General features: G+C 53.2%; 1 protein-coding gene. It reads left to right on the top strand.

Annotated features, from left to right (window positions below; genetic code table 11):
- Window positions 1–30 precede the first annotated feature (30 nt).
- Window positions 31–26,568, top strand: coding sequence for a GEVED domain-containing protein (locus AC3ARB_RS07375; RefSeq protein WP_488319934.1), 26,538 nt, complete (start codon window positions 31–33; stop codon window positions 26,566–26,568).

Here is a 26,568-nt window from a genome sequence, read left to right as displayed (position 1 = left end):
CAGTCTTAAACGTACAGAAAGGATAGCTATATGGCAGATAAGAAGCGACTTTCCAGAAGTCACAAACCTGATATTTTTAGACGTTATTCCCTGAGGAAGTTGACCGTTGGTGTTGCCTCAGTTTTGGTCGGGTCTTTTATGTTGAGCGGCCCTGTGGTTAGTGCCCAGGAGGTCCTTTTATCCAAGGTTCAGCCAGAGACGGCGACCAGCACCAGCCCGACAGAGGAGGCGCCGAGTGAGGACCCTGAACCCGAGGTCAGCTCGGCTATTTCACCAGAGGTTTTGGAGGCCAATAGCCCAGCACCTGAGCCAGCTCCAGCAGAGAACGAGGTTGCTGAAAGCCCAGCAGTTGAAGCTGAGGCAGGCCCAGCCCAGCTTGAGGAGGTCAAGGAGCCTGAGAAGACCCAGGTAGGGGCAGGTGATAAGGTCGCTGAAGGCAGCCAGCCAGTGGCGGGAGACAAGGTCCTTGACAAGGTGATAGAAACCAAGGCTGAGCCAACCGTCCAGCCAGTGGCGGAAGACAAGGTCGCTGACAAGGCGACAGTAACCAAGGCCGAGGAAACAACCCAGCCAAGTGACAAGGAAACCAGCCCTGAAACCGAAAAAACCGAGGCCAGCTCTGGCGACAGCCAGGCTGAGCAAGCGGTTGTTTTAGCGACCCCTCGAACCGCAGCAACCACCTACAAGGTGACCTACACCGATGTGGCGACTGGTCAGGTGGTTTACCAAACCAGCCGTTCGGTCAACCAGCAAACCACTCAAGCCAAGGACGAGCCAGTCAGCTTCCAAGTGGTGGTTCATAGCGAGGTGGGCACAGCCCCAGCTCTAGCCAAGTATGTCCTGGCCGACAACCAGGCCTCAGCCATGGCGGCGGTGGTCGTGGAACGTGGCGGCCGTAACAACCTGGTTAACTTCAATGTTCGTCTGGATGACAAGACCACAGGCTCCGCAGCTCCAGAAGAGACTGAAGGGTATTCGGGCTTCCGTGCAGTCAACTATACCCGTGAAGAGAAGTTGGCCATGACCAACCAAATCCTCTGGATTGACTTTGGTGACGCCAGTGCAGTAACCAATATTAAAGGTTGGGCTCGTCGGGGACAAACCGGGATTCCTCTTTCACCTACCAAGCAACATAAAGATGACTTCCCTGCTCTTCAAGTTGGAACAGTCTATGATAAGGAACTCTTCCCTGGCTACCGGGTTCGGGCGGAAGTTATAGGCCTCAAACCCTTTAACGCTACCGATATTTTTAAGGAGCGGGTTGAAAAAGACCTAGGGATTACCATTACAGGCGACACCCATGCCGCTAGTGGCTATAATGCCAACCTCAACAACCACTGGCGGTCAGGGGCCAGTCACCAGACAACCGTTGCTGAAGTCATTGTTGCCCCGCAAGACACAGTTTGGTCAAACTTGAAAGCTGCAGGAGTGGATACGGGCACTAATCTGACCACCTTTACTGCTCAGGCTAGTGGTGGGAACATCGGTATCCAGCTCAAGGTAACCACTTTTGTTGGCGGTCGTGAAGTGCCGTCAACCATGATCATCTCTGATGGTGAATCGGCTGGTCATCGGGAATTTATTACCATGACCACCAACGGTAGTGAGTTTGACGTCTTTACCGTAGTTAATGAGCCTGGAGTGACGGACTCCTGGAAACCATTGGTCTTAAACAATGGCGGTGATGCCAATCTTGTGACTGTCGACTCTGCTTCTTTTGCAAGAGGTGGTATCAGTGCTAACCAACTGAAATACATGTTGCAACCTGCTGATGTGACCAATGCCGGTGTGGGGACTCAGGTTGTTGGTCCTTACGTGAGTACTAAACGTAGGGGGGCTGATAGGGGGACTACTGCACCGCTCTTCATCACCCAAGGGGCGACCGAGGTTGGTATGTACATCAACACAGGTGGTAACCAGGCCATGCAGATTGGTTTCTTGATTGCCGATACTGGGGATGCTCCTGACTCTTATGGTCAGGCCATTCACCTGATTAACCGTGGTTCGGGAACAACTGCTAGTGCTCAGCCTTATCTAGGGTCAGTTCGACCTGACTTTGACTACATCAACCCGTCTGTTTTGCCAAATGATATTACCGGTACCCAGACGGTTGAGGTGGCACCAGGCGTTTTTGCCCATGCCTTTACCGCCGATGACGAAGTTGTGACAGAAACTGGCTTGGATGGCGACGAGGGTGAGGAGCAGTTGCTGGGTCGAGGTAAACGTTACCCTGAGTTAAACGTGACCAACCCCAACTATGTGCTCAACGTGCTGGCTAATTCCGATGGTACGCAACCCGCCCACATTTCAGGTTGGTTGGATTTGAACGGTAATGGGCAATTCGAGGAGAACGAGCGAACCAAGGGGACTGTAACGGGTAGCGGTACGGTATCGCTGAACTTTGGTATCGGTGGCCTTTGGGAAAGCATTGACCCAGGTATCCACCGTGTGGCGGCGCGTGTGCGGATTGCCATGAGCGAAAACGAAGTGGCAGAGCCGACGGGAACAGCTATCTCAGGTGAGGTTGAGGACTTCCTGCTTACGGTAGTTGTCCCACCTCGGGGTGAAAAAGAAACCACGACAGGCCCTCAGGGGGTGAATCAGTCTGCAAAAGTAGATTTTACCGCTTATGGTGCTGACCGTTCTGAAGCGAATCGTCACAATGAAATGGACGAGAGCATTGCCGTTCGTATTGTTACTCCAGATGGTCGCTTGGTGAGGAGTTATACTGAGACTGGTCAGGGGAGTTATGTTGTCGCTGATGATGGCACGGTGACCTTTACCCCGCTGCCGACCTTCGTTGGCACAGCCAGGGGTGTTGTTCTTCGTGGGACTGATAAGAATGGCTTGACTTCTTCTTGGACCGCTCAAACTGTTCCAAACATCAACGACGGTGTCAACGGCCAGCGGACCATGGACGGGGTCTATATCCCAACTGTTGAGCGTGTTACCCCGACAGCGACTGGCACAACGAGCACAGGCCTGCAAGGCAAGGCCCAGACGGGTCAGATTACCTTTACCCCAGGTCATGCGGAAGTGCCGATTGACGTTTCTAAGCCAGCTACTTTTGACAATGGCCAAACGACCCTGACTGTCGCTAACCAAGGGACTTACACGGTGTCTCGTGATGGCTTGGTGACCTTTGTTCCCCTGCAGACCTTTACAGGTCAAGGGACGACGGTGACGGTTCAACGTCCAGATATTAACGGGACGGTGGCCAGCAACACCTATACCCCAACGGTTACAGCGGTGACTCCGACAGCTAGTCCAGCGACCAGCCTTGATTTCCAAGGGGTAACCCAGACGGGTCAAGTGACCTTTACCCCAGGTCATGCCGATGTGCCAATCGATAACACGCGTCCAGCGACCTTTGACAACGGCCAGACTAGCCTGACGGTCGCTGGCCAGGGAACCTACACGGTAGCGCCGAACGGCATGGTGACCTTTGTGCCAAGGCCAGAATTTACCGGAACAGCCACTCCAGTTAGGGTGCAACGCCCAGACGTTAACGGCACCATGGCGACCAGCACCTACACCCCAACGGTGGTGGCAGAAACACCTGACGCTAGTCCCGTTGTCAGCAACGACCTGCAAGGGGCTACCCAAAAAGGCCAGCCTCGTTTTGACACGGCGGCCAATGGGGCTGTCAGTCGGACGGTGACGGGCTACGCCCTCAAAGGGGCCACAGGCAATGGTCAAAGCCTGACAGTCGCTGGTCAAGGAACCTACACCCTGGCAAGGACTGGCGAGGTAACCTTTGTGCCAGACCCTGCTTACAAGGGGCCAGTGACCCCTGCGGTGGTCGAGGCGACCGTAGCAGTTAGGGTCAACCATAATGGTCAGACCCTGACCCTGACCGATAAGGCAGAAGGGACTTACACGCCAACGGTTAACCCGGTGACGGGAAGGCAGATACCAGCGGACACCTCTGACTTGCAGGGGGCAACCCAGATCGGGCGACCAACCTTTAATTTGACCAACAATACAGATAAGGACAACCTGGCGACAACGACTCGTCGTTTGGGTAATTATAAGCTCTTCCTCCTTGATGATGCGGATCAGTCCCTGACGACGCCAGGCACCTACACCATTTCTGGTCAAGAAGTGACCTTGACAGCAGCTGGTACGGTTGAGATTAAGGGTCAGGGGACTTACAGCATTCGAGCAAATGACGGCGAGGTGAGCTTTGTTCCAGACCCAGCCTTTACGGGTCGGCCCTTGCCAGCTTATGTTGGTGGGACCTTGACGGTGACCAACCAGAACCGTCAGTCCAGTGACTTGCCTAACTTTATCACCTCTAGCTACCAGCCGTTTGTTCGTCCTGTGAGTGGGACAGCAACGACGGTTAGGGACCGAGATGTTCAAGGGGCGACCCAAACTGGTCAGCCAATCTTTACCTTGACGGCTAATGCTGATAAGGATAATATTGACATCACGGCGCGTGAGGTGGTGTCGTATGCCCTCAAGGGAACTGATGCTCAGGGCAATCCGCTTGCGGTGGAGCGACTGGTCCTTCCTGGCCAAGGGGTTTACAGCGTTGATGCGACGAATGGCGAGGTCAGCTTTATTCCTGAACCAGGTTATTTTGGAACGCCAACACCTGTAACCGTTCTAGGTAAGATTCAAGTAACCAATGAGAAGGGTAAAGAGGCGATTTTAGAACGGGTTGACCAGATGGTTGAGGGCGTCTTTGCCCCAGAGGTCCTGCCCTTGGAGACCGCCAGCACACCTGATCGAACCGATGATTTGCCAGGTGCAACCCAGACGGGTCGCTTGACCTTTACCTTGACCACCATCAATGACGAGGATTCGGATCCAACTACCAAACGTGAGATTACAGGCTATGCCATTAAAGATGCCAACGACGGCCCTAACCGCCGTGTGATTGCTGGTGTCGGTGTTTACAGTGTGGATAACCAGGGTGTGGTGACCTTTGTGCCAGACCCAGCCTTTACGGGTTCAGCACCGATGGTGACCGTTCAGGCCATTGTGACCGTGACCAGTGCTACTCCTGAGGGATTGACCCAAGAAGAGGAAGCACGTTTTGGCGCCAAGGCCTTGGACAATCGGATTGAGGCCACCTATCAGGCAACGGTAAACCCCTTGATAACGGCTAAAGAGCCTAAGACTTCCGAGGATATTCAAGGGGCGACCCAAAAAGGGACACCAACCTTTGCCCTCACTGAGAACACGGATAAGGACCAACTGGAGCGGACCAAGCGTGAGATTAGCAGCTATGCCCTCAAGGGTGCTGACGCTAGTGGCAAGGTGGTTCTGACAGGTGTTGGGACTTACACCATTGACACCCAGACTGGGGAAGTGACCTTTGTGCCAGACCCAACCTTTGTGGGCACGGCTACTTCAGCTGTTGTGGAGGCAACGATTACAGTTACCAACCAAGACGGCACGTCTAAGGCTCTGCCTCAGAAGATTGAGGCGACCTACACGCCGACGGTGACAGCTGTTAAGCCAGCCAGTGAGTCTAAGACTTCCACGGACATCCAAGGGGCGACCCAGAAAGGTCAGCCAGACTTCAGGCTCAATGAAAACACGGATAAGGACCAACTGGATCGGACCAAGCGTGAGATTAGCAGCTTTGCCCTCAAGGGTGCTAACGCTGATGGCAAGGTGGTTCTTGAACATGTTGGTACCTACTCAATTGATTCTAAGACTGGCCAGGTGACCTTTGTTCCAGACCCAGCCTACGTTGGCACCCCGACCCCAGCAACCGTTGAGGCGACCATCACAGTCACCAACGGTGACAATGTTTCTAAGCCTCTGGCTCAGAAGATTGAGGCGACCTACACTCCGACCGTAACGGCGGTGCAACCAAGCAGCCAGTCTAAGACCTCCGAGGACATTCAAGGGGCGACCCAGACAGGGACACCGACCTTTGCTCTCAACGGGAACACGGATAAGGATAATCTTGACGTCACCAGCCGTGAGATTACCGGCTATGCCATTAAGGATGCGACCCATGGAACCACCCTTCGCTTGATTGAGGGGGTTGGTGCCTACTCGGTTGATGCTGAAACTGGCGAGGTGACCTTTATCCCAGAACCAACCTTCACAGGTCCTGCTCCAGCAGTAACTGTTGAGGCAACCATCACGGTGACCAACCAGGATGGTGTGGCTAAGGAATTGGACCAGAAGATTGAAGCAACCTACACCCCGAGCGTCTTGGCTGTTGAAGGCACCTTCCGTTTGGCGACCTCTAAGGACTTGCAAGGGGCAACCCAGACAGGGACGCCGACCTTCACCTTGACCAGTAATGCGGACAAGGACAGCAATGATACGACCCGGCGTGAGATCACGAGATATGCCTTGAAAGATGCGACTCACGGAACCACACGCCGACTGATTGCTGGTGTTGGTGCCTACACGCTTGATGAAGCGACAGGTCAAGTGACCTTTATCCCCGAGCCAGCCTTTACTGGTGAGGCTCCAGCAGTAACGGTCGAGGCCATTGTGACCGTGACGAGCGAGATTCCTGAAGGTCTGAGTGAGGAAGAAGCCAAGCGTTTTGAACCGAAGGAATTGGCTAAGCGGATTGCAGCGACCTACACGCCGACCGTGACGGCTGTTGAAGGCACCTTCCGATTGGCGACCTCAAGAGACCTGCAGGGTGCGACCCAGACAGGCAAGCCGATTTTCACCCTGACCAGCAATGACGACAACGACAATAAAGCGGTGACCAAGCGTGAGATTACAGCTTATGCCCTCAAAGATGCTACCGACGGCACGGATCGCCTAGTGGTGGCTGGAGTCGGAACCTACAGGGTCGATGAGACGGGTCAAGTGAGCTTTATTCCAGAACCAACCTTTACTGGCCAGGCTCCTGCGGTGACGGTTCAAGCTCTTGTGACCGTGACGAGCGAAATTCCAGCTGATTTGACTGAGGACGAGCGAAAACGCTTTGAACCAGTAACCTTAGCCGAGCGAATTGAGACCACCTATCAACCTTATGTTGATGTCGTGACTTGGGATTCAAAAGATACCAGCTCATCCGACTTCCCAGGAGCGACTCAAACAGGTAAACCGACTTTCGAGTTGACCAACAACGAGGACAAGGACGGCAAGGCTGAAACCAAACGTGAAATCGCAGGCTACAGCATTCCAAATGCGGTTGACAATGTTCTGACAACGGCCGAGGGTATCTATACGATTAACTCAGATACTGGGGTCGTAACCTTCGTTCCAGCCCCAGGCTTTGTCGGCCAAGGTGCTGGTGTAACGGTTGAGGCCAGCGTTCGAGTGACCAATGAGAACGGTGCGTCTGAAATCCTTGAGCAGAAGATTTCTGCGACCTACAAGCCGCTGGTTAAGGCCATGGCGACAACGGTTCTTCCTGCGACGTCGACTGACAAGCAGGGTGCAACCCAGACTGGTAAGCCAGCCATCACCATCACAACAGGTCTTGAGGATGCGGACAATAAAGACGCGTCTAAACGTGAACTGGTTTACACTCTCCAAGGTGCGACAGGTGACGGCACTCGCTTGACAGTTGAAAATGAAGGAACCTACACCATCGCAGCTGATGGTACGGTAACCTTCATTCCAGAACCAGACTTCGTGGGTAGAGGTCAAGGTGTGACAGTTCTGGGTACGATTAAAGTGACTAACGAGAAGGGTGAGACAGCTCTCTTGCCAGACCCAGCGACAGCCAAGTACACGCCAAGTGTTGAAGAAGTAACCAACACTAAGGAGAATGCGACGTCAGAGGACTCCCCTGGTGCGACTCAAACTGGCCAGCCAACCTTCACCCTCACTAACAATGAGGACAAGGATGGCAAGGCCAACACCACTCGTGCCATTGACAGCTATGCCATTGCGGGAGCGACAGGCAACAGCTTGACCGTTGCAGGAGAGGGTACTTATACCATCAATCCTGATACCGGTTTGGTAACCTTCGTTCCAGCCCCAGGCTTTGTCGGTCAAGGCCAAGGTGTAACGGTTGAGGCAGCTGTTAAAGTTACTAACGAGAACAATGAGTCAGAAATTCTCACCGAGAAAATCACAGCGACCTACAAGCCATTGGTTAAGGCCATGGCGACCAGCACTGCCCCAGCAAACTCTACGGACAAGCAGGGTGCGACCCAAACTGGCAAGCCAGCCATCACCATCACAACAGGTCTTGAAGACGAAGACACCAAGCCAAACACCACTCGTGAACTGGTTTACAGCCTCCAAGGTGCGGACGATACTGGTAAGGTTGTGGTTGAAAATGAAGGTACCTACACCATCGCAGCTGATGGCACGGTGACCTTTATTCCAGAACCAGACTTCGTGGGTAGAGGTCAAGGTGTGACAGTTCTGGGTACGATTAAAGTGACCAACGAGAAGGGTGAGACAGCTCTCTTGCCAGACCCAGCGACAGCGGCTTACACGCCGACGGTTGAAGCGGTGACTAACACCAAGACCAATGCGACCTCTGAGGACTTCCCAGGAGCGACTCAAACTGGCCAACCGACCTTCACCCTCACAAACAACGAGGACAAGGACGGCAAGGCTGAAACCAAACGTGAAATTGCAGGCTACAGCATTCCAAATGCGATTGACAATGTTCTGAGAACAGCTGAGGGAACTTACACCATTAACCCAGATACTGGGGTCGTAACCTTTGTTCCAGCCCCAGGCTTTGTCGGCCAAGGTGCAGGTGTGACGGTTGAGGCTAGCGTTCGAGTGACTAACGAGAATAATGAGTCTGAAATCCTCACTGAGAAAATCACAGCGACCTACAAGCCATTGGTTAAGGCCATGGCGACAACAGTTCTTCCTGCGACGTCGACTGACAAGCAGGGGGCGACCCAGACTGGCAAGCCAGCCATCACCATCACAACAGGTCTTGAGGATGCGGACAATAAAGACGCGTCTAAACGTGAACTGGTCTTCACCCTCCAAGGTGCGGATGATACTGGTAAGGTTGTGGTTGAAAATGAAGGTACCTACACCATCGCAACTGATGGCACTGTGACCTTCATTCCAGAACCAGACTTCGTGGGCACAGGTCGTGGCGTGACAGTTCTCGGTACCATCAAAGTGACCAACGAGAAGGGTGCAACAGCTCTCTTGCCAGACCCAGCGACAGCCAAGTACACGCCAAGTGTTGAAGAAGTCACCAACACCAAGACCAATGCGACTTCGGAAGACTTCCCAGGTGCGACGCAAACAGGTAAACCGACTTTCACTCTCACAAACAATGAGGACAAGGACAACAAGGCCAACACCACTCGTGCCCTTGATAGCTACGCCATCGCAGGTGCGACAGGCAATGTTCTGACAACGACCGAGGGTACTTACACCATCGACTCAGCTACTGGCGTGGTGACCTTCGTTCCAGCTCCAGGCTTTGTGGGTCAAGGAGCAGGTGTAACGGTTGAGGCTAGCGTTCGAGTGACTAACGAGAACAATGAGTCTGAGATTCTCGCTGAGAAAATCACAGCGACCTACAAGCCATTGGTTAAGGCCATGGCGACAACGTCTGCCCCAGCGAATTCTAGCGATAAGCAGGGTGCGACCCAGACTGGTAAGCCAGTCATCACCATCACAACTGGCCTTGAGGATGCGGACAATAAGGACGCGTCTAAACGTGAGCTGGTTTACACTCTCCAAGGTACAGATCAGGACGGTAAAGTTGTGGTTCCAAACGAAGGTACTTACACCATCGCAGCTGACGGTACGGTAACCTTCATCCCAGAACCAGACTTCGTGGGTAGAGGTCAAGGCGTGACAGTTCTCGGTACCATCAAGGTGACCAACGAGAAGGGCCAAACTGCTCTCTTGCCAGACCCAGCAACAGCCAAGTACACGCCAAGTGTTGAAGAAGTGACTAACACTAAGGAGAATGCGACCTCTGAGGACTTCCCAGGAGCGACGCAAACTGGCCGTCCGACCTTCACTCTCACAAACAATGAGGATAAGGACGAGAAGCCTGGTACTACTCGTGAAATCGCAGGCTACAGCATTCCAAATGCGGTTGACAATGTTCTGACAACAGCTGAGGGAACTTACACCATTAACCCAGATACTGGGGTCGTAACCTTTGTTCCAGCCCCAGGCTTTGTCGGCCAAGGTGCCGGTGTGACGGTTGAAGCTAGCGTTCGAGTGACTAACGAGAACGGTGACTCTGAAATCCTTGAGCAGAAGATTTCTGCGACCTACAAGCCGCTGGTTAAGGCCATGGCAACAACAGTTCTTCCTGCGACGTCGACTGACAAGCAGGGTGCGACCCAAACTGGTAAGCCAGCCATCACCATCACAACTGGTCTTGAGGACGAAGATACCAAACCAAGCACCACGCGTGAGCTTGTCTTCACCCTCCAAGGTGCGGACGAGACTGGTAAGGTTGTGGTTCCAAATGAAGGTACCTACACCATCGCAGCTGATGGTACGGTGACCTTCATTCCAGAACCAGACTTCGTTGGCACAGGTCGTGGTGTGACTGTTCTTGGCACCATCAAGGTAACCAATGAGAAGGGGCAAGAAGCTCTGCTTCCTAACCCAGCAACTGCTACTTACACACCTACGGTTGAAGCAGTGACCAACACTAAGACCAACGCGACGTCTGAGGACTTCCCAGGAGCGACGCAAACTGGCCGTCCGACCTTCGAGTTGACCAACAATGAGGACAAAGACAACAAGGCCAACACGACTCGTGCTCTTGATAGTTATGCCATTGCGGGAGCGACAGGCAATGTTCTGACAACGACCGAGGGTACTTACACCATCGTTCCAGCTACTGGCGCGGTGACCTTCGTTCCAGCCCCGGGCTTTGTCGGCCAAGGTGTAGGAGTGACGGTTGAGGCCAGAGTTCGAGTGACTAACGAGAACAATGAGTCAGAAATTCTCGCTGATAAAATCACGGCGACCTACAAGCCATTGGTTAAGGCTATGACCACCAGCACTGCCCCAGCAACCTCTACGGACAAGCAGGGTGCGACCCAGACGGGCAAACCAGCCATTACCATCACAACAGGTCTTGAAGATGCGGACAAGAAGGACGTGTCTAAACGTGAACTGGTCTTCACCCTCCAAGGTGCGGACGATACTGGTAAAGTTGTGGTTCCAAACGAAGGTACCTACACCATCGCAGCTGATGGCACTGTGACCTTCATCCCAGAACCAGACTTTGTGGGCACAGGTCAAGGCGTGACAGTTCTTGGCACCATCAAGGTGACCAATGAGAAGGGGCAAGAAGCTCTGCTTCCTAACCCAGCAACTGCGGCTTACACACCGACTGTTGAAGCGGTAACCAACACCAAGATCAATGCGACATCTGAGGACTTCCCAGGTGCTACTCAAACAGGTCAACCGACCTTCACTCTCACAAACAATGAGGACAAGGATGGCAAGGCTAACACGACTCGTGAAATCGCAGGCTACACTATCGCAGGAGCGACAGACAATGTTCTGACAACGACCGAGGGAACCTACACCATCAATCCTGATACCGGTTTGGTAACCTTCGTTCCAGCGCCAGGCTTTGTGGGTCAAGGTGCAGGTGTGACGGTTGAGGCTAGCGTTCGCGTGACTAACGAGAAGAACGAGTCTGAGATTCTCACTGAGAAAATCACAGCGACCTACAAGCCACTGGTTAAGGTTATGGCGACTAGCACTGCCCCAGCAACTTCTACGGACAAGCAGGGTGCAACCCAGACTGGCAAGCCAACCATCACCATCACCACAGGTCTTGAGGATGCGGATAATAAAGACGCGTCTAAACGTGAACTGGTCTTCACTCTCCAAGGTGCGGACGAGACTGGTAAGGTTGTGGTTGAAAATGAAGGTACCTACACCATCGCAACTGATGGCACTGTGACCTTCATCCCAGAACCAGACTTTGTGGGTAGAGGTCAAGGTGTGACAGTTCTGGGTACCATCAAGGTAACCAATGAGAAGGGGCAAGAAGCTCTGCTTCCTAACCCAGCAACTGCGACTTACACACCGACTGTTGAGGCGGTGACCAACACGAAAGAGAATGCGACGTCCGAGGACTTCCCAGGAGCGACTCAAACAGGTAAACCGACTTTCGAGTTGACCAACAACGAGGACAAGGACGGCAAGGCTGAAACCAAGCGTGAAATCGCAGGCTACACTATCGCAGGAGCGACAGACAATGTTCTGACAACGACCGAGGGTACTTACACCATCGACTCAGCTACTGGCGTGGTGACCTTCGTTCCAGCCCCAGACTTTGTCGGCCAAGGTGCCGGTGTGACAGTTGAGGCTAGCGTTCGCGTAACTAACGAGAATAATGAGTCTGAGATTCTCACTGAGAAAATCACGGCGACTTACAAGCCATTGGCTAAGGCGATGACCACCAGCACTTCCCCAGCAACCTCTACGGACAAGCAGGGTGCGACGCAAACTGGTAAGCCAGCCATCACTATTACCACTGGTCTTGAAGATGCGGACACCAAGGACGCCTCTAAACGTGAGCTTGTCTTCACCCTCCAAGGTGCGACGGGCGACGGCACTCGCTTGACAGTTGAAAATGAAGGAACCTACAGCATCGCAGCTGATGGTACGGTAACCTTCATTCCAGAACCAGACTTCGTGGGTAGAGGTCAAGGTGTGACAGTTCTTGGTACCATCAAGGTGACCAACGAGAAAGGGCAAGAAGCTCTGCTTCCTAACCCAGCAACTGCGACTTACACATCGACGGTTGAAGCAGTGACCAACACCAAGACCAATGCGACGTCTGAGGACTTCCCAGGAGCGACGCAAACAGGCCGTCCTACTTTCGAGTTGACCAACAACGAGGACAAGGACAACAAGGCTAATACGACTCGTGCTCTTGATAGCTATGCCATCGCAGGTGCGACAGGCAACAGCTTGACGGTTGCGGGTGAAGGAACTTACACGATTGACCCACAAACAGGTGTTGTGACCTTCGTTCCAGCCCCAGGCTTTGTCGGCCAAGGTGCCGGTGTGACAGTTGAGGCTAGCGTTCGCGTGACTAACGAGAACAATGAGTCAGAAATTCTCGCTGAGAAAATCACGGCGACCTACAAGCCTTTGGTTAAGGCCATGGCAACAACAGTTCTTCCTGCGACGTCGACTGACAAGCAGGGTGCAACGCAAACTGGCAAGCCAACCATTACTATCACAACAGGTCTAGAGGACGAAGACACCAAGGACACCTCTAAACGTGAGCTTGTCTTCACCCTCCAAGGTGCGACAGGCGACGGCACTCGCTTGACAGTTGAAAATGAGGGTAGCTACACCATCGCTCCAGATGGCACAGTGACCTTCATCCCAGAACCAGACTTCGTGGGCACAGGTCGTGGCGTGACTGTCCTTGGTACCATCAAGGTGACCAATGAGAATGGTGAAACAGCCCTCTTGCCTAACCCAGCGACAGCGGCTTACACGCCGACGGTTGAAGCGGTAACCAACACCAAGACCAACGCGACGTCAGAAGACTTCCCAGGTGCTACTCAAACAGGTAAACCAACCTTCACTCTCACAAACAATGAGGATAAGGACGAGAAACCTAACACGACTCGTGAAATCGCAGGCTACACGATTGCGGGTGCTCCTGGTGACGGCCGAACCCTCACAACAGCTGAGGGTACCTACACTATCGCAACTGATGGCACAGTGACCTTCGTTCCAGCCCCAGGCTTTGTTGGCCAAGGTGCCGGTGTGACGGTTGAGGCAGCTGTTAAAGTTACCAACGAGGACGGCAAATCAGCTGTTCTCACCGAGAAAATCACGGCGACCTACAAGCCGCTGGTTAAGGCTATGACGACAACGGTTCTTCCTGCGACCTCTACGGACAAGCAGGGTGCAACGCAAACTGGCAAGCCAGCCATCACCATCACAACAGGTCTTGAGGATGCGGACAATAAAGACGCGTCTAAACGTGAACTGGTTTACACCCTCCAAGGTGCGACAGGCGACGGCACTCGCTTGACAGTTGAAAATGAAGGTACCTACACCATCGCAACTGATGGCACGGTGACCTTCATCCCAGAACCAGACTTCGTGGGTAGAGGTCAAGGTGTGACTGTTCTCGGCACTACCAAAGTGACTAACGAGAATGGCCAAACTGCTCTCTTGCCAGACCCAGCGACAGCCAAGTACACGCCGACGGTTGAAGCGGTGACCAACGCCAAGACCAATGCGACCTCTGAGGACTTCCCAGGAGCGACGCAAACAGGCCGTCCGACCTTCACCCTCACAAACAATGAGGATAAGGACGGCAAGACTGATACCAAGCGTGAAATCGCAGGCTACAGCATTCCAAATGTGGTTGACAATGTTCTGACAACGACCGAGGGAACCTACACCATCAATCCTGATACCGGTTTGGTAACCTTCGTTCCAGCTCCAGGCTTTGTCGGCCAAGGTGCAGGTGTGACGGTTGAGGCAGCTGTTAAAGTTACCAACGAGGACGGCAAATCAGCTGTTCTCACCGAGAAAATCACAGCGACCTACAAGCCGCTGGTTAAGGCCATGGCGACAACGGTTCTTCCTGCGACCTCTACGGACAAGCAGGGTGCAACTCAGACTGGTAAGCCAGCCATCACCATCACCACTGGTCTTGAGGATGAGGACACCAAACCAAACACCACGCGTGAGCTTGTCTTCACCCTCCAAGGTGCGACAGGCGACGGCACTCGCTTGACAGTTGAAAATGAGGGAATTTACACCATCGCAACTGATGGTACGGTAACCTTCATTCCAGAACCAGACTTCGTGGGCACAGGCCAAGGTGTGACTGTTCTCGGTACCATCAAGGTGACCAATGAGAAGGGTGAGACAGCTCTCTTGCCTAATCCAGCAACAGCCAAGTACACGCCAAGTGTTGAAGAAGTGACTAACACTAAGGAGAATGCGACCTCTGAGGACTTCCCAGGAGCGACGCAAACTGGCCAACCGACCTTCACTCTCACAAACAATGAGGACAAGGACGAGAAACCTGGCACTACTCGTGAAATCGCAGGCTACACGATTGCGGGTGCTCCTGGTGACGGCCGAACTCTCACAACAGCTGAGGGTACCTACACTATCGCAACTGATGGCACGGTGACCTTCATTCCAGCTCCAGGCTTTGTGGGTCAAGGTGCAGGTGTGACGGTTGAGGCCAGCGTTCGAGTGACCAATGAGAACGGTGATTCTGAAATCCTCGAGAAGAAGATTGAAGCGACTTATGTTCCAAATGTGAAACGCATGGCGACCAGCACTGCCCCAGCGACCTCTACGGACAAGCAGGGTGCAACCCAGACTGGTAAGCCAGCCATCACCATCACAACAGGTCTTGAGGATGCGGACAATAAAGACGCGTCTAAACGTGAGCTTGTCTTCACCCTCCAAGGTGCGGACGAGACTGGTAAGGTTGTGGTTGAAAATGAAGGTACCTACACCATCGCAACTGATGGTACGGTGACCTTCATTCCAGAACCAGACTTTGTGGGTAGAGGTCAAGGTGTGACTGTTCTTGGTACTACCAAAGTGACTAACGAGAATGGCCAAACTGTTCTCTTGCCAGACCCAGCGACAGCCAAGTACACGCCGACGGTTGAAGCGGTGACCAACGCCAAGACCAATTCGACCTCTGAGGACTTCCCAGGAGCCACTCAAACAGGTCAACCAACCTTTACCCTCACAAACAACGAGGACAAGGACGGCAAGACTGATACCAAGCGTGAAATCGCAGGCTACAGCATTCCAAATGCGGTTGACAATGTTCTGACAACAGCTGAGGGAACTTACACCATTAACCCAGATACTGGGGTCGTAACCTTTATTCCAGCTCCAGGCTTTGTGGGTCAAGGAGCAGGTGTAACGGTTGAGGCTAGCGTTCGAGTGACTAACGAGAACAATGAGTCAGAAATTCTCACTGAGAAAATCACGGCGACCTACAAGCCACTGGTTAAGGCTATGGCGACCAGCACTGCCCCAGCAACTTCTACGGACAAGCAGGGTGCGACCCAAACTGGCAAGCCAGCCATCACCATCACAACTGGTCTTGAGGATGCGGACAATAAAGACGCGTCTAAACGTGAACTGGTTTACACCCTCCAAGGTGCGACAGGTGACGGCACTCGCTTTACAGTTGAAAATGAAGGAACCTACACCATCGCAGCTGATGGCACGGTAACCTTTATCCCAGAACCAGACTTCGTGGGCACAGGTCGTGGCGTAACTGTTCTCGGCACTATCAAAGTGACTAACGAGAATGGCCAAACTGCCCTCTTGCCTAACCCAGCGACAGCGGCTTACACGCCGACTGTTGAAGCGGTAACCAACACTAAGGAGAATGCGACCTCCGAGGACTTCCCTGGTGCGACTCAAACAGGCCGTCCGACTTTCGAGTTGACCAACAACGAGGACAAGGACGAGAAGCCTGGTACTACTCGTGAAATCGCAGGCTACACGATTGCGGGGGCTCCTGGTGACGGCCGAACCCTTACAACAGCTGAGGGTACCTACACTATCGCAACTGATGGCACTGTGACCTTCGTTCCAGCTCCAGGCTTTGTGGGTCAAGGTGCAGGTGTGACAGTTGAAGCAGCTGTTAAAGTTACCAACGAGGACGGCAAATCAGCTGTTCTCACCGAGAAAATCACAGCGACCTATAAACCACTGGTTAAGGCCATGGCGACAACAGTTCTTCCTGCAACCTCTACGGATAAGCAGGGTGCAACGCAAACTGGTAAGCCAGCCATCACCATCACAACTGGTCTTGAAGATGAAGACACCAAGCCAAACACCACTCGTGAACTGGTCTACACCCTCCAAGGTGCAGATCAGGACGGTAAAGTTGTGGTTCCAAACGAGGGTACCTACACCATCGCAGATGATGGTACGGTGACCTTCATTCCAGAACCAGACTTCGTGGGCACAGGTCGTGGCGTAACTGTTCTTGGCACCATCAAGGTGACCAACGAGAAGGGTGAAACTGCTTTCTTGCCTAACCCAGCGACAGCGGCCTACACGCCAACGGTTGTAGCGGTGACCAACACCAAGACCAACGCGACGTCTGAGGACTTCCCAGGAGCGACGCAAACTGGCCAACCAACCTTTACTCTCACAAACAATGAGGATAAGGACGAGAAACCTGTTACTACTCGTGAAATCGCAGGCTACAGCATTCCAAATGCGGTTGACAATGTTCTGACAACGGCCGAGGGAACCTACACCATCAATCCTGATACTGGTTTGGTAACCTTTGTTCCAGCCCCAGGCTTTGTGGGCCAAGGTGCAGGTGTGACAGTTGAAGCAGCTGTTAAAGTTACCAACGAGAACGGTGATTCTGAAATCCTTGAGCAGAAGATTTCTGCAACTTACAAGCCATTGGTTAAGGCCATGGCGACAACGTCTGCCCCAGCGAACTCTAGCGATAAGCAGGGTGCGACCCAGACTGGCAAGCCATCCATCACCATCACCACTGGTCTTGAGGATGAAGACACCAAGCCAAACACGACTCGTGAGCTTGTCTTCACCCTCCAAGGTGCGGACGAGACTGGTAAGGTTGTGGTTGAAAATGAAGGTACCTACACCATCGCAACTGATGGTACGGTGACCTTCATTCCAGAACCAGACTTTGTGGGTAGAGGTCAAGGTGTGACTGTTCTTGGTACTACCAAAGTGACTAACGAGAATGGCCAAACTGTTCTCTTGCCAGACCCAGCGACAGCCAAGTACACGCCGACGGTTGAAGCGGTGACCAACGCCAAGACCAATGCGACTTCCGAGGACTTCCCAGGAGCGACTCAAACAGGTCAACCGACCTTTACCCTCACAAACAATGAGGACAAGGACGGCAAGGCTAACACGACTCGTGCTATTGACAGCTATGCCATCGCAGGTGCGACAGGCACCAGCCTGACGGTTGCTGGTGAAGGTACTTACACTATCGCCCCTGATACGGGTATCGTGACCTTCGTTCCAGCCCCAGGCTTTGTGGGTCAAGGTGCAGGTGTGACAGTTGAAGCAGCTGTTAAAGTTACCAATGAGGACGGCAAATCAGCTGTTCTCACCGAGAAAATCACAGCGACCTACAAGCCGCTGGTTAAGGCTATGGCGACTAGCACTGCCTCAGCAAACTCTACGGACAAGCAGGGGGCGACCCAGACTGGTAAGCCAGCCATCACCATCACAACAGGTCTTGAGGATGCGGATAATAAGGACGCGTCTAAACGTGAGCTTGTCTTCACCCTCCAAGGTGCGGACGAGACTGGTAAGGTTGTGGTTGAAAATGAAGGTACCTACACCATCGCAGCTGATGGTACCGTGACCTTCATCCCAGAACCAGACTTCGTGGGTACAGGCCGTGGCGTAACTGTTCTCGGTACCATCAAGGTAACCAATGAGAAGGGGCAAGAAGCTCTGCTTCCTAACCCAGCAACTGCGACTTACGCGCCGACGGTTGAAGCGGTGACTAACACCAAGACCAATGCGACCTCTGAGGACTTCCCAGGAGCGACTCAAACAGGTAAACCGACTTTCGAGTTGACCAACAACGAGGACAAGGACGGCAAGGCTGAAACCAAGCGTGAAATCGCAGGATACAGCATTCCAAATGCGGTTGACAATGTTCTGACAACAGCTGAGGGAACTTACACCATTAACCCAGATACTGGGGTCGTAACCTTCGTTCCAGCCCCAGGCTTTGTCGGCCAAGGTGCCGGTGTGACGGTTGAAGCTAGCATTCGAGTGACTAACGAGATTGGTGACTCTGAAATCCTTGAGCAGAAGATTTCTGCGACCTACAAACCGCTGGTTAAGGCCATGGCGACAACGTCTGCCCCAGCGAATTCTAGCGACAAGCAGGGTGCGACCCAGACTGGCAAGCCATCCATCACCATCACCACTGGTCTTGAGGATGAGGACACCAAACCAAACACCACGCGTGAACTGGTCTTCACCCTCCAAGGTGCGGACGAGACTGGTAAGGTTGTGGTTGAAAATGAAGGTACCTACACCATCGCAACTGATGGTACGGTAAGCTTCATTCCAGAACCAGACTTCGTGGGTACAGGCCGTGGCGTAACTGTTCTTGGTACCATCAAGGTAACCAACGAGAATGGCCAAACTGCTCTCTTGCCAGACCCAGTAACAGCCAAGTACACGCCAAGTGTTGAAGCAGTGACCAACACCAAGACCAACGCGACCTCCGAGGACTTCCCAGGAGCGACCCAAACTGGCCAACCGACCTTCACTCTCACAAACAATGAGGACAAGGACGGCAAGGCTAACACGACTCGTGAAATCGCAGGCTACACTATCGCAGGAGCGACAGGCAATGTTCTGACAACGGCCGAGGGTATCTACACTATTAATCCTGATACAGGTGTGGTAACCTTCGTTCCAGCTCCAGGCTTTGTGGGTCAAGGTGTAGGTGTGACGGTTGAGGCAGCTGTTAAAGTTACCAACGAAGACGGCAAATCAGCTGTTCTCACCGAGAAAATCACAGCGACCTACAAGCCACTGGTTAAGGCCATGGCGACAACAGTTCTTCCTGCGACGTCGACTGACAAGCAGGGTGCGACCCAGACTGGCAAGCCAGTCATCACCATCACCACTGGTCTTGAGGATGCGGACACCAAACCAAACACCACGCGTGAATTGGTCTTCACCCTCCAAGGTGCGGATGAGACTGGTAAGGTTGTTGTTCCAAATGAAGGAACTTATACCATCGCAGCTGATGGTACGGTGACCTTCATTCCAGAACCAGACTTCGTGGGCACAGGTCGTGGCGTGACAGTTCTCGGTACCATCAAAGTGACTAACGAGAATGGTGAGACAGCTCTCTTGCCAGACCCAGCGACAGCCAAGTACACGCCAAGTGTTGAAGAAGTAACCAACACTAAAGAGAATGCGACCTCTGGGGACTTCCCAGGAGCGACGCAAACAGGCCGTCCGACCTTCACCCTCACAAACAATGAGGATAAGGACGGCAAGGCTGAAACTAAACGTGAAATCGCAGGCTACAGCATTCCAAATGCGGTTGACAATGTTCTGACAACGGCCGAGGGTATCTACACCATTAATCCTGATACAGGTGTCGTGACCTTCGTTCCAGCCCCAGGCTTTGTGGGCCAAGGCCAAGGTGTGACAGTTGAAGCAGCGGTTAAAGTTACCAACGAGAATGGCGAGGCTGAAATCCTTGAGCAGAAGATTTCTGCGACCTACAAGCCGCTGGTTAAGGCCATGGCGACAACGGTTCTTCCTGCGGCGTCTACGGACAAGCAGGGTGCAACCCAGACTGGTAAGCCAGCTATCACCATTACCACTGGTCTTGAGGATGAGGACACCAAACCAAACACCACGCGTGAGCTTGTCTTCACCCTTCAAGGTGCGACAGGCGACGGCACTCGCTTGACAGTTGAAAATGAAGGAACCTACACCATCGCAACTGATGGCACGGTGACCTTCACACCAGAACCAGACTTCGTGGGTACAGGTCGTGGCGTGACAGTTCTCGGTGCCATCAAAGTGACCAATGAGAATGGCCAAACTGCTCTCTTGCCAGACCCAGCAACAGCCAAGTACACGCCAAGTGTTGAAGCAGTGACCAACACCAAGACCAACGCGACGTCTGAGGACTTCCCAGGAGCGACTCAAACAGGTAAACCGACCTTCACTCTCACAAACAATGAGGATAAGGACGAGAAGCCTAACACGACTCGTGCTATTGACAGCTATGCCATCGCAGGTGCGACAGGCACCAGCCTGACAACGACGGAGGGAACTTACACGATTGACCCACAAACAGGTATCGTGACCTTCGTTCCAGCCCCAGGCTTTGTCGGCCAAGATGCAGGTGTGACAGTTGAAGCAGCTGTTAAAGTTACCAATGAGGACGGCAAATCAGCTGTTCTCACCGAGAAAATCACAGCGACCTACAAGCCGCTGGTTAAGGCTATGGCGACTAGCACTGCCCCAGCAACTTCTACGGACAAGCAGGGTGCAACTCAGACTGGTAAGCCAGCCATCACCATCACAACAGGTCTTGAGGATGCGGACAATAAAGACGCGTCTAAACGTGAACTGGTCTTCACCCTCCAAGGTGCGGACGAGACTGGTAAGGTGGTGGTTCCAAATGAAGGTACCTACACCATCGCAGCTGATGGTACCGTGACCTTCATCCCAGAACCAGACTTTGTGGGTAGAGGTCAAGGTGTGACAGTGCTTGGTACCATCAAGGTGACCAATGAGAAGGGTGAGACAGCTCTCTTGCCAGCCCCAGCGACAGCCAAGTACACGCCAAGTGTTGAAGAAGTGACCAACACTAAAGAGAATGCGACTTCTGAGGATTTCCCAGGAGCGACGCAAACAGGTAAACCGACCTTCACTCTCACAAACAATGAGGATAAGGACGAGAAGCCTAACACGACTCGTGCTATTGACAGCTATGCCATCGCAGGTGCGACAGGCACCAGCCTGACAACGACGGAGGGAACTTACACGATTGACCCACAAACAGGTATCGTGACCTTCGTTCCAGCCCCAGGCTTTGTCGGTCAGGGTGCAGGTGTGACGGTTGAGGCTAGCGTTCGAGTGACTAACGAGAACGGCGACTCTGAAATCCTTGAGCAGAAGATTTCTGCGACCTACAAGCCATTGGTTAAGGCCATGGCGACAACGGTTCTTCCTGCGACGTCGACTGACAAGCAGGGTGCAACCCAGACTGGTAAGCCAGCCATCACCATCACAACAGGTCTTGAGGATGCGGACAATAAAGACGCGTCTAAACGTGAACTGGTCTTCACCCTCCAAGGTGCGACAGGCGACGGCACTCGCTTGACAGTTGAAAATGAAGGAACCTACACCATCGCAGCTGATGGCACGGTGACCTTCATTCCAGAACCAGACTTTGTGGGCACAGGTCGTGGCGTGACTGTCCTTGGTACCATCAAGGTGACCAACGAGAATGGCCAAACTGCCCTCTTGCCTAACCCAGCGACAGCGGCTTACACGCCGACTGTTGAAGCGGTAACCAACACCAAGACCAACGCGACGTCAGAGGACTTCCCAGGAGCGACGCAAACTGGTCAACCAACCTTCACTCTCACAAACAATGAGGACAAGGACGAGAAGCCAAACACGACTCGTGCTATTGACAGCTATGCCATCGCAGGTGCGACAGGCAACAGCTTGACGGTTGCGAGTGAGGGTACTTATACCATTGATCCAGCTACTGGCGAGGTAACCTTCGTTCCAGCCCCAGGCTTTGTGGGCCAAGGTGCAGGTGTGACGGTCGAAGCTAGCGTTCGAGTGACTAACGAGAACAATGAGTCTGAGATTCTTACCGAGAAAATCTCGGCGACTTACAAGCCATTGGTTAAGGCTATGGCGACCAGAACTGCCCCAGCAACCTCTACGGACAAGCAGGGTGCGACCCAAACTGGTAAGCCAGCCATCACCATCACAACTGGCCTTGAGGATGCGGACAATAAAGACGCGTCTAAACGTGAACTGGTTTACACCCTCCAAGGTGCGACAGGCGACGGCACTCGCTTGACAGTTGAAAACGAAGGTACCTACACCATCGCAACTGATGGTACGGTGACCTTCATCCCAGAACCAGACTTCGTGGGTAGAGGTCAAGGCGTGACAGTTCTCGGTACCATCAAGGTGACCAATGAGAAGGGCGAAACTGCTCTCTTGCCAGAACCAGCGACAGCCAAGTACACGCCAAGTGTTGAAGAAGTCACCAACACCAAGACCAATGCGACCTCTGAGGACTTCCCAGGAGCGACGCAAACAGGCCGTCCGACCTTCACTCTCACAAACAATGAGGACAAGGACGAGAAGCCTAACACGACTCGTGCCCTTGACAGCTATGCCATCGCAGGTGCGACAGGTAACAGCCTGACAACGACCGAGGGAACCTATACCATCAATCCTGATACCGGTTTGGTAACCTTCGTTCCAGCTCCAGGCTTTGTCGGTCAGGGCCAAGGCGTGACGGTTGAGGCCAGCGTTCGAGTGACCAACGAGAACAATGAGTCTGAGATTCTCGCTGAGAAAATCATGGCGACCTACAAGCCATTGGTTAAGGCTATGGCGACCAGCACTGCCCCAGCGAATTCTAGCGATAAGCAGGGTGCAACCCAGACTGGCAAGCCAGCCATCAGCATCACCACTGGTCTTGAGGATGAGGACACCAAACCAAACACCACGCGTGAGCTTGTCTTCACCCTCCAAGGTGCGACAGGCGACGGCACTCGCTTGACAGTTGAAAATGAGGGAATTTACATCATCGCAACTGATGGCACGGTAACCTTCATTCCAGAACCAGACTTCGTGGGTAGAGGTCAAGGTGTGACAGTTCTCGGCACTACCAAAGTGACTAACGAGAAGGGCCAAACAGCTCTCTTGCCAGAACCAGCGACAGCAACTTATATGCCGAGAGTTGAGGCCGTGACAGGTCAGGGCACACCAGTGCGTTCAACTGGTCTGCAAGGTGCTCGTCAAACAGGCACGCCAGTCTTTGAACTGACTAATGCTGATGACCAGGACGGTCTGGCCATCACCGACCGTCAGTTGACCAGCTTTGCCCTTCAAGGTGCAGATCAAGACGGCAAGCTTGTTATTGCTGGCCAAGGTGTTTACACCATTGACCCAGCAACTGGCCAGGTGACCTTTGTGCCAGAGCCAAGCTTTACGGGTACAGCTACCCCAGCAGTGGTGGAAGCTACTATCACAGTCACCAACCAAGATGGTACTTCTAAAGATTTGGAACAGAAGGTTGAAGCTACCTACACGCCAAGAGTGACGCCAGTTATCCCAACTGGTACCCCAGTTCTGACCCGTGGTCTCCAAGGCCAGCCACAGAGCAGCAAACTGGTCTTTGTGCCAGGTCATGATTCTGTTCCGATGGATGACAGTGTCCCAGCCACTTTTGTGGACGGCAGCACTGACCTGACTATCCCAGGCGAGGGCCGCTACACCGTCACTCCTGACGGCACGGTGACCTTTATTCCAGAACCAGGCTTTACCGGTCGAACCCAAGGGGTTGAAGTTGTCCGTGTGGACGCTAACGGCACCCCGGCGACAGCGACCTATATCCAGGTGGTTACAACCGTGACACCGACAGGTACACCGACGACCAGCACTGGCCTCCAAGGCCAGCCGCAAAGCGGCCAGGTGACCTTTATCCCAGGTGCTGATGCTGTTCCGATGGATGACAGCGTTCCAGCCACCTTTGCGGACGGTAGCACTGACCTGACCATCCCAGGCGAGGGCCGTTACACCGTCGCTCCAGACGGTACGGTGACCTTCACCCCAGAAGCAACCTTCACGGGCCGTGGTAGCGGTGTGACAGTGGTTCGCCAGGACATCAACGGCACGCCAGCGGCAGCGACCTACACGCCGACGGTGACCCCATTGACCACTTCTTATGTGACGGAAAATGGCAGAGCTCTGTCAGCAACGGTTGATGGCTTACTTGACCCAGCGACCTTCACAGGTTACTACTTCAAGGAAACCCGTGTCGATGGTGACGGTAACCTGACCCACGTCTATGCCCGTCAGCAAACCAACTTTGTTGATGAAACTGGCAATGTGATTTCATTGGTCGAAGAAGGGACCGTTCCAGCCAAGTCTATCCCAGGCTATGAGCTGGTGACCAGTAGCACGGACGCCAATGGCAACGTGACCTACACCTACCGCAAGGTCGTTCCACGACCAACAAGCCTCTTTGTTGACGAGAACGGTACGATCATCTCGTCAGTCGAAGAAGGCATTGTTCCAGCCAAGTCTATCCCAGGCTACGAGCTGGTGACCAGTAGCACGGACGCCAATGGCAACGTGACCTATACCTACCGTAAGGTTGTTCCACGACCAACAAGCCTCTTTGTTGACGAGAACGGTAGGATCATCTCGTCAGTCGAAGAAGGCATTGTTTCAGCCAAGTCTATCCCAGGCTACGAGCTGGTGACCAGTAGCACGGACGCCAACGGCAACGTGACCTATACCTACCGTAAGGTTGTTCCACGGCCAACAAGCCTCTTTGTTGACGAGAACGGTAGGATCATCTCGTCAGTCGAAGAAGGCATTGTTCCAGCCAAGTCTATCCCAGGCTACGAGCTGGTGACCAGCAGCACAGATGCCAACGGTAACGTGATTTACACTTACCGTAAGGTTGAGACACCTCGTCCGACCCCGACGACGACTTATGTTGATGAAAATGGCCAGCCTCTTACTCCGCCAACAGACGGTAGCACAGCTATCCCAGGCTACGAGCTGGTGACCAGCAGCACAGATGCCAACGGTAACGTGATTTACACTTACCGCAAGGTTGAGACACCTCGTCCGACCCCGACGACAACTTATGTTGATGAAAAAGGCCAGCCTCTTACTCCGCCAACAGACGGTAGCACAGCTATCCCAGGCTATGAGTTGGTGACCAGCAGCACGGATGCCAACGGTAACGTGATTTACACTTACCGCAAGGTTGAGACACCTCGTCCGACCCCGACGACAACTTATGTTGATGAAAAAGGCCAGCCTCTTACTCCGCCAACAGACGGTAGCACAGCTATCCCAGGCTACGAGCTGGTGACCAGCAGCACGGATGCCAACGGTAACGTGATTTACACCTACCGTAAGGTTGAGGCACCTCGTCCGACTCCGACGACAACTTATGTTGATGAAAAAGGCCAGCCTCTTACTCCGCCAACAGACGGTAGCACAGCTATCCCAGGCTACGAGCTGGTGACCAGTAGCACAGATGCTAACGGTAACGTGATTTACACTTACCGTAAGGTTGAGACACCTCGTCCGACCCCGACGACAACTTATGTTGATGAAAAAGGCCAGCCTCTTACTCCGCCAACAGACGGTAGCACAGCTATCCCAGGCTACGAGCTGGTGACCAGTAGCACAGATGCTAACGGTAACGTGATTTACACTTACCGTAAGGTTGAGACACCTCGTCCGACCCCGACGACAACTTATGTTGATGAAAAAGGCCAGCCTCTCACTCCGCCAACAGACGGTAGCACAGCTATCCCAGGCTATGAGTTGGTGACCAGCAGCACGGATGCCAACGGTAACGTGACCTACACTTATCGCAAAGTAAGTTTGAGTCCGGCAGCAACAACGTTCTATGTTGATGACAATGGTCAGACAATCAAGCCACCAACTGATGGCTCTAGTCCAGGTATCCTCATTGAGGGTTACGAGCTTATCTTCTCGACAACGGATGCTCACGGTAATGTTCTTAACGTTTACCGTAAATTGATTAGAACCAGCTTCTTTGATGAAAAAGGCCAGCCGATTAAGTCTCCAGAAAGTGGTGACCACTCTGGTGAGCCTATCTCAGGCTATGAATTAGTTGGTTCAGTTAAAGATACGCAAGGAAACATTATTAATACTTACCGTAAACTTGACGAACCAAGGTTGCCAGAAAAAGCAACGCAACCAGAACAGCCTCAGGTTTCAGAGGAGGCATTGCCGCTTCAAGAAGCAACTCTTCATGTGACTAAAACAGGAACAAGAACCTTGCCAAAAACAGGTGATTCTAGTTCGGTCATGACCTTAATGGGTCTCGGCCTCTTGACGTCGACACTGGCAGTATTAGCTCGTCGACGCCGTCGTGAGGACTAA

It is taken from the genome of Streptococcus sp. ZY171113, from assembly GCF_057748235.1.
The sequence above is the reverse complement of the archived record's forward strand: the minus strand, read 5'-3'. Positions and strand labels throughout refer to the sequence as shown.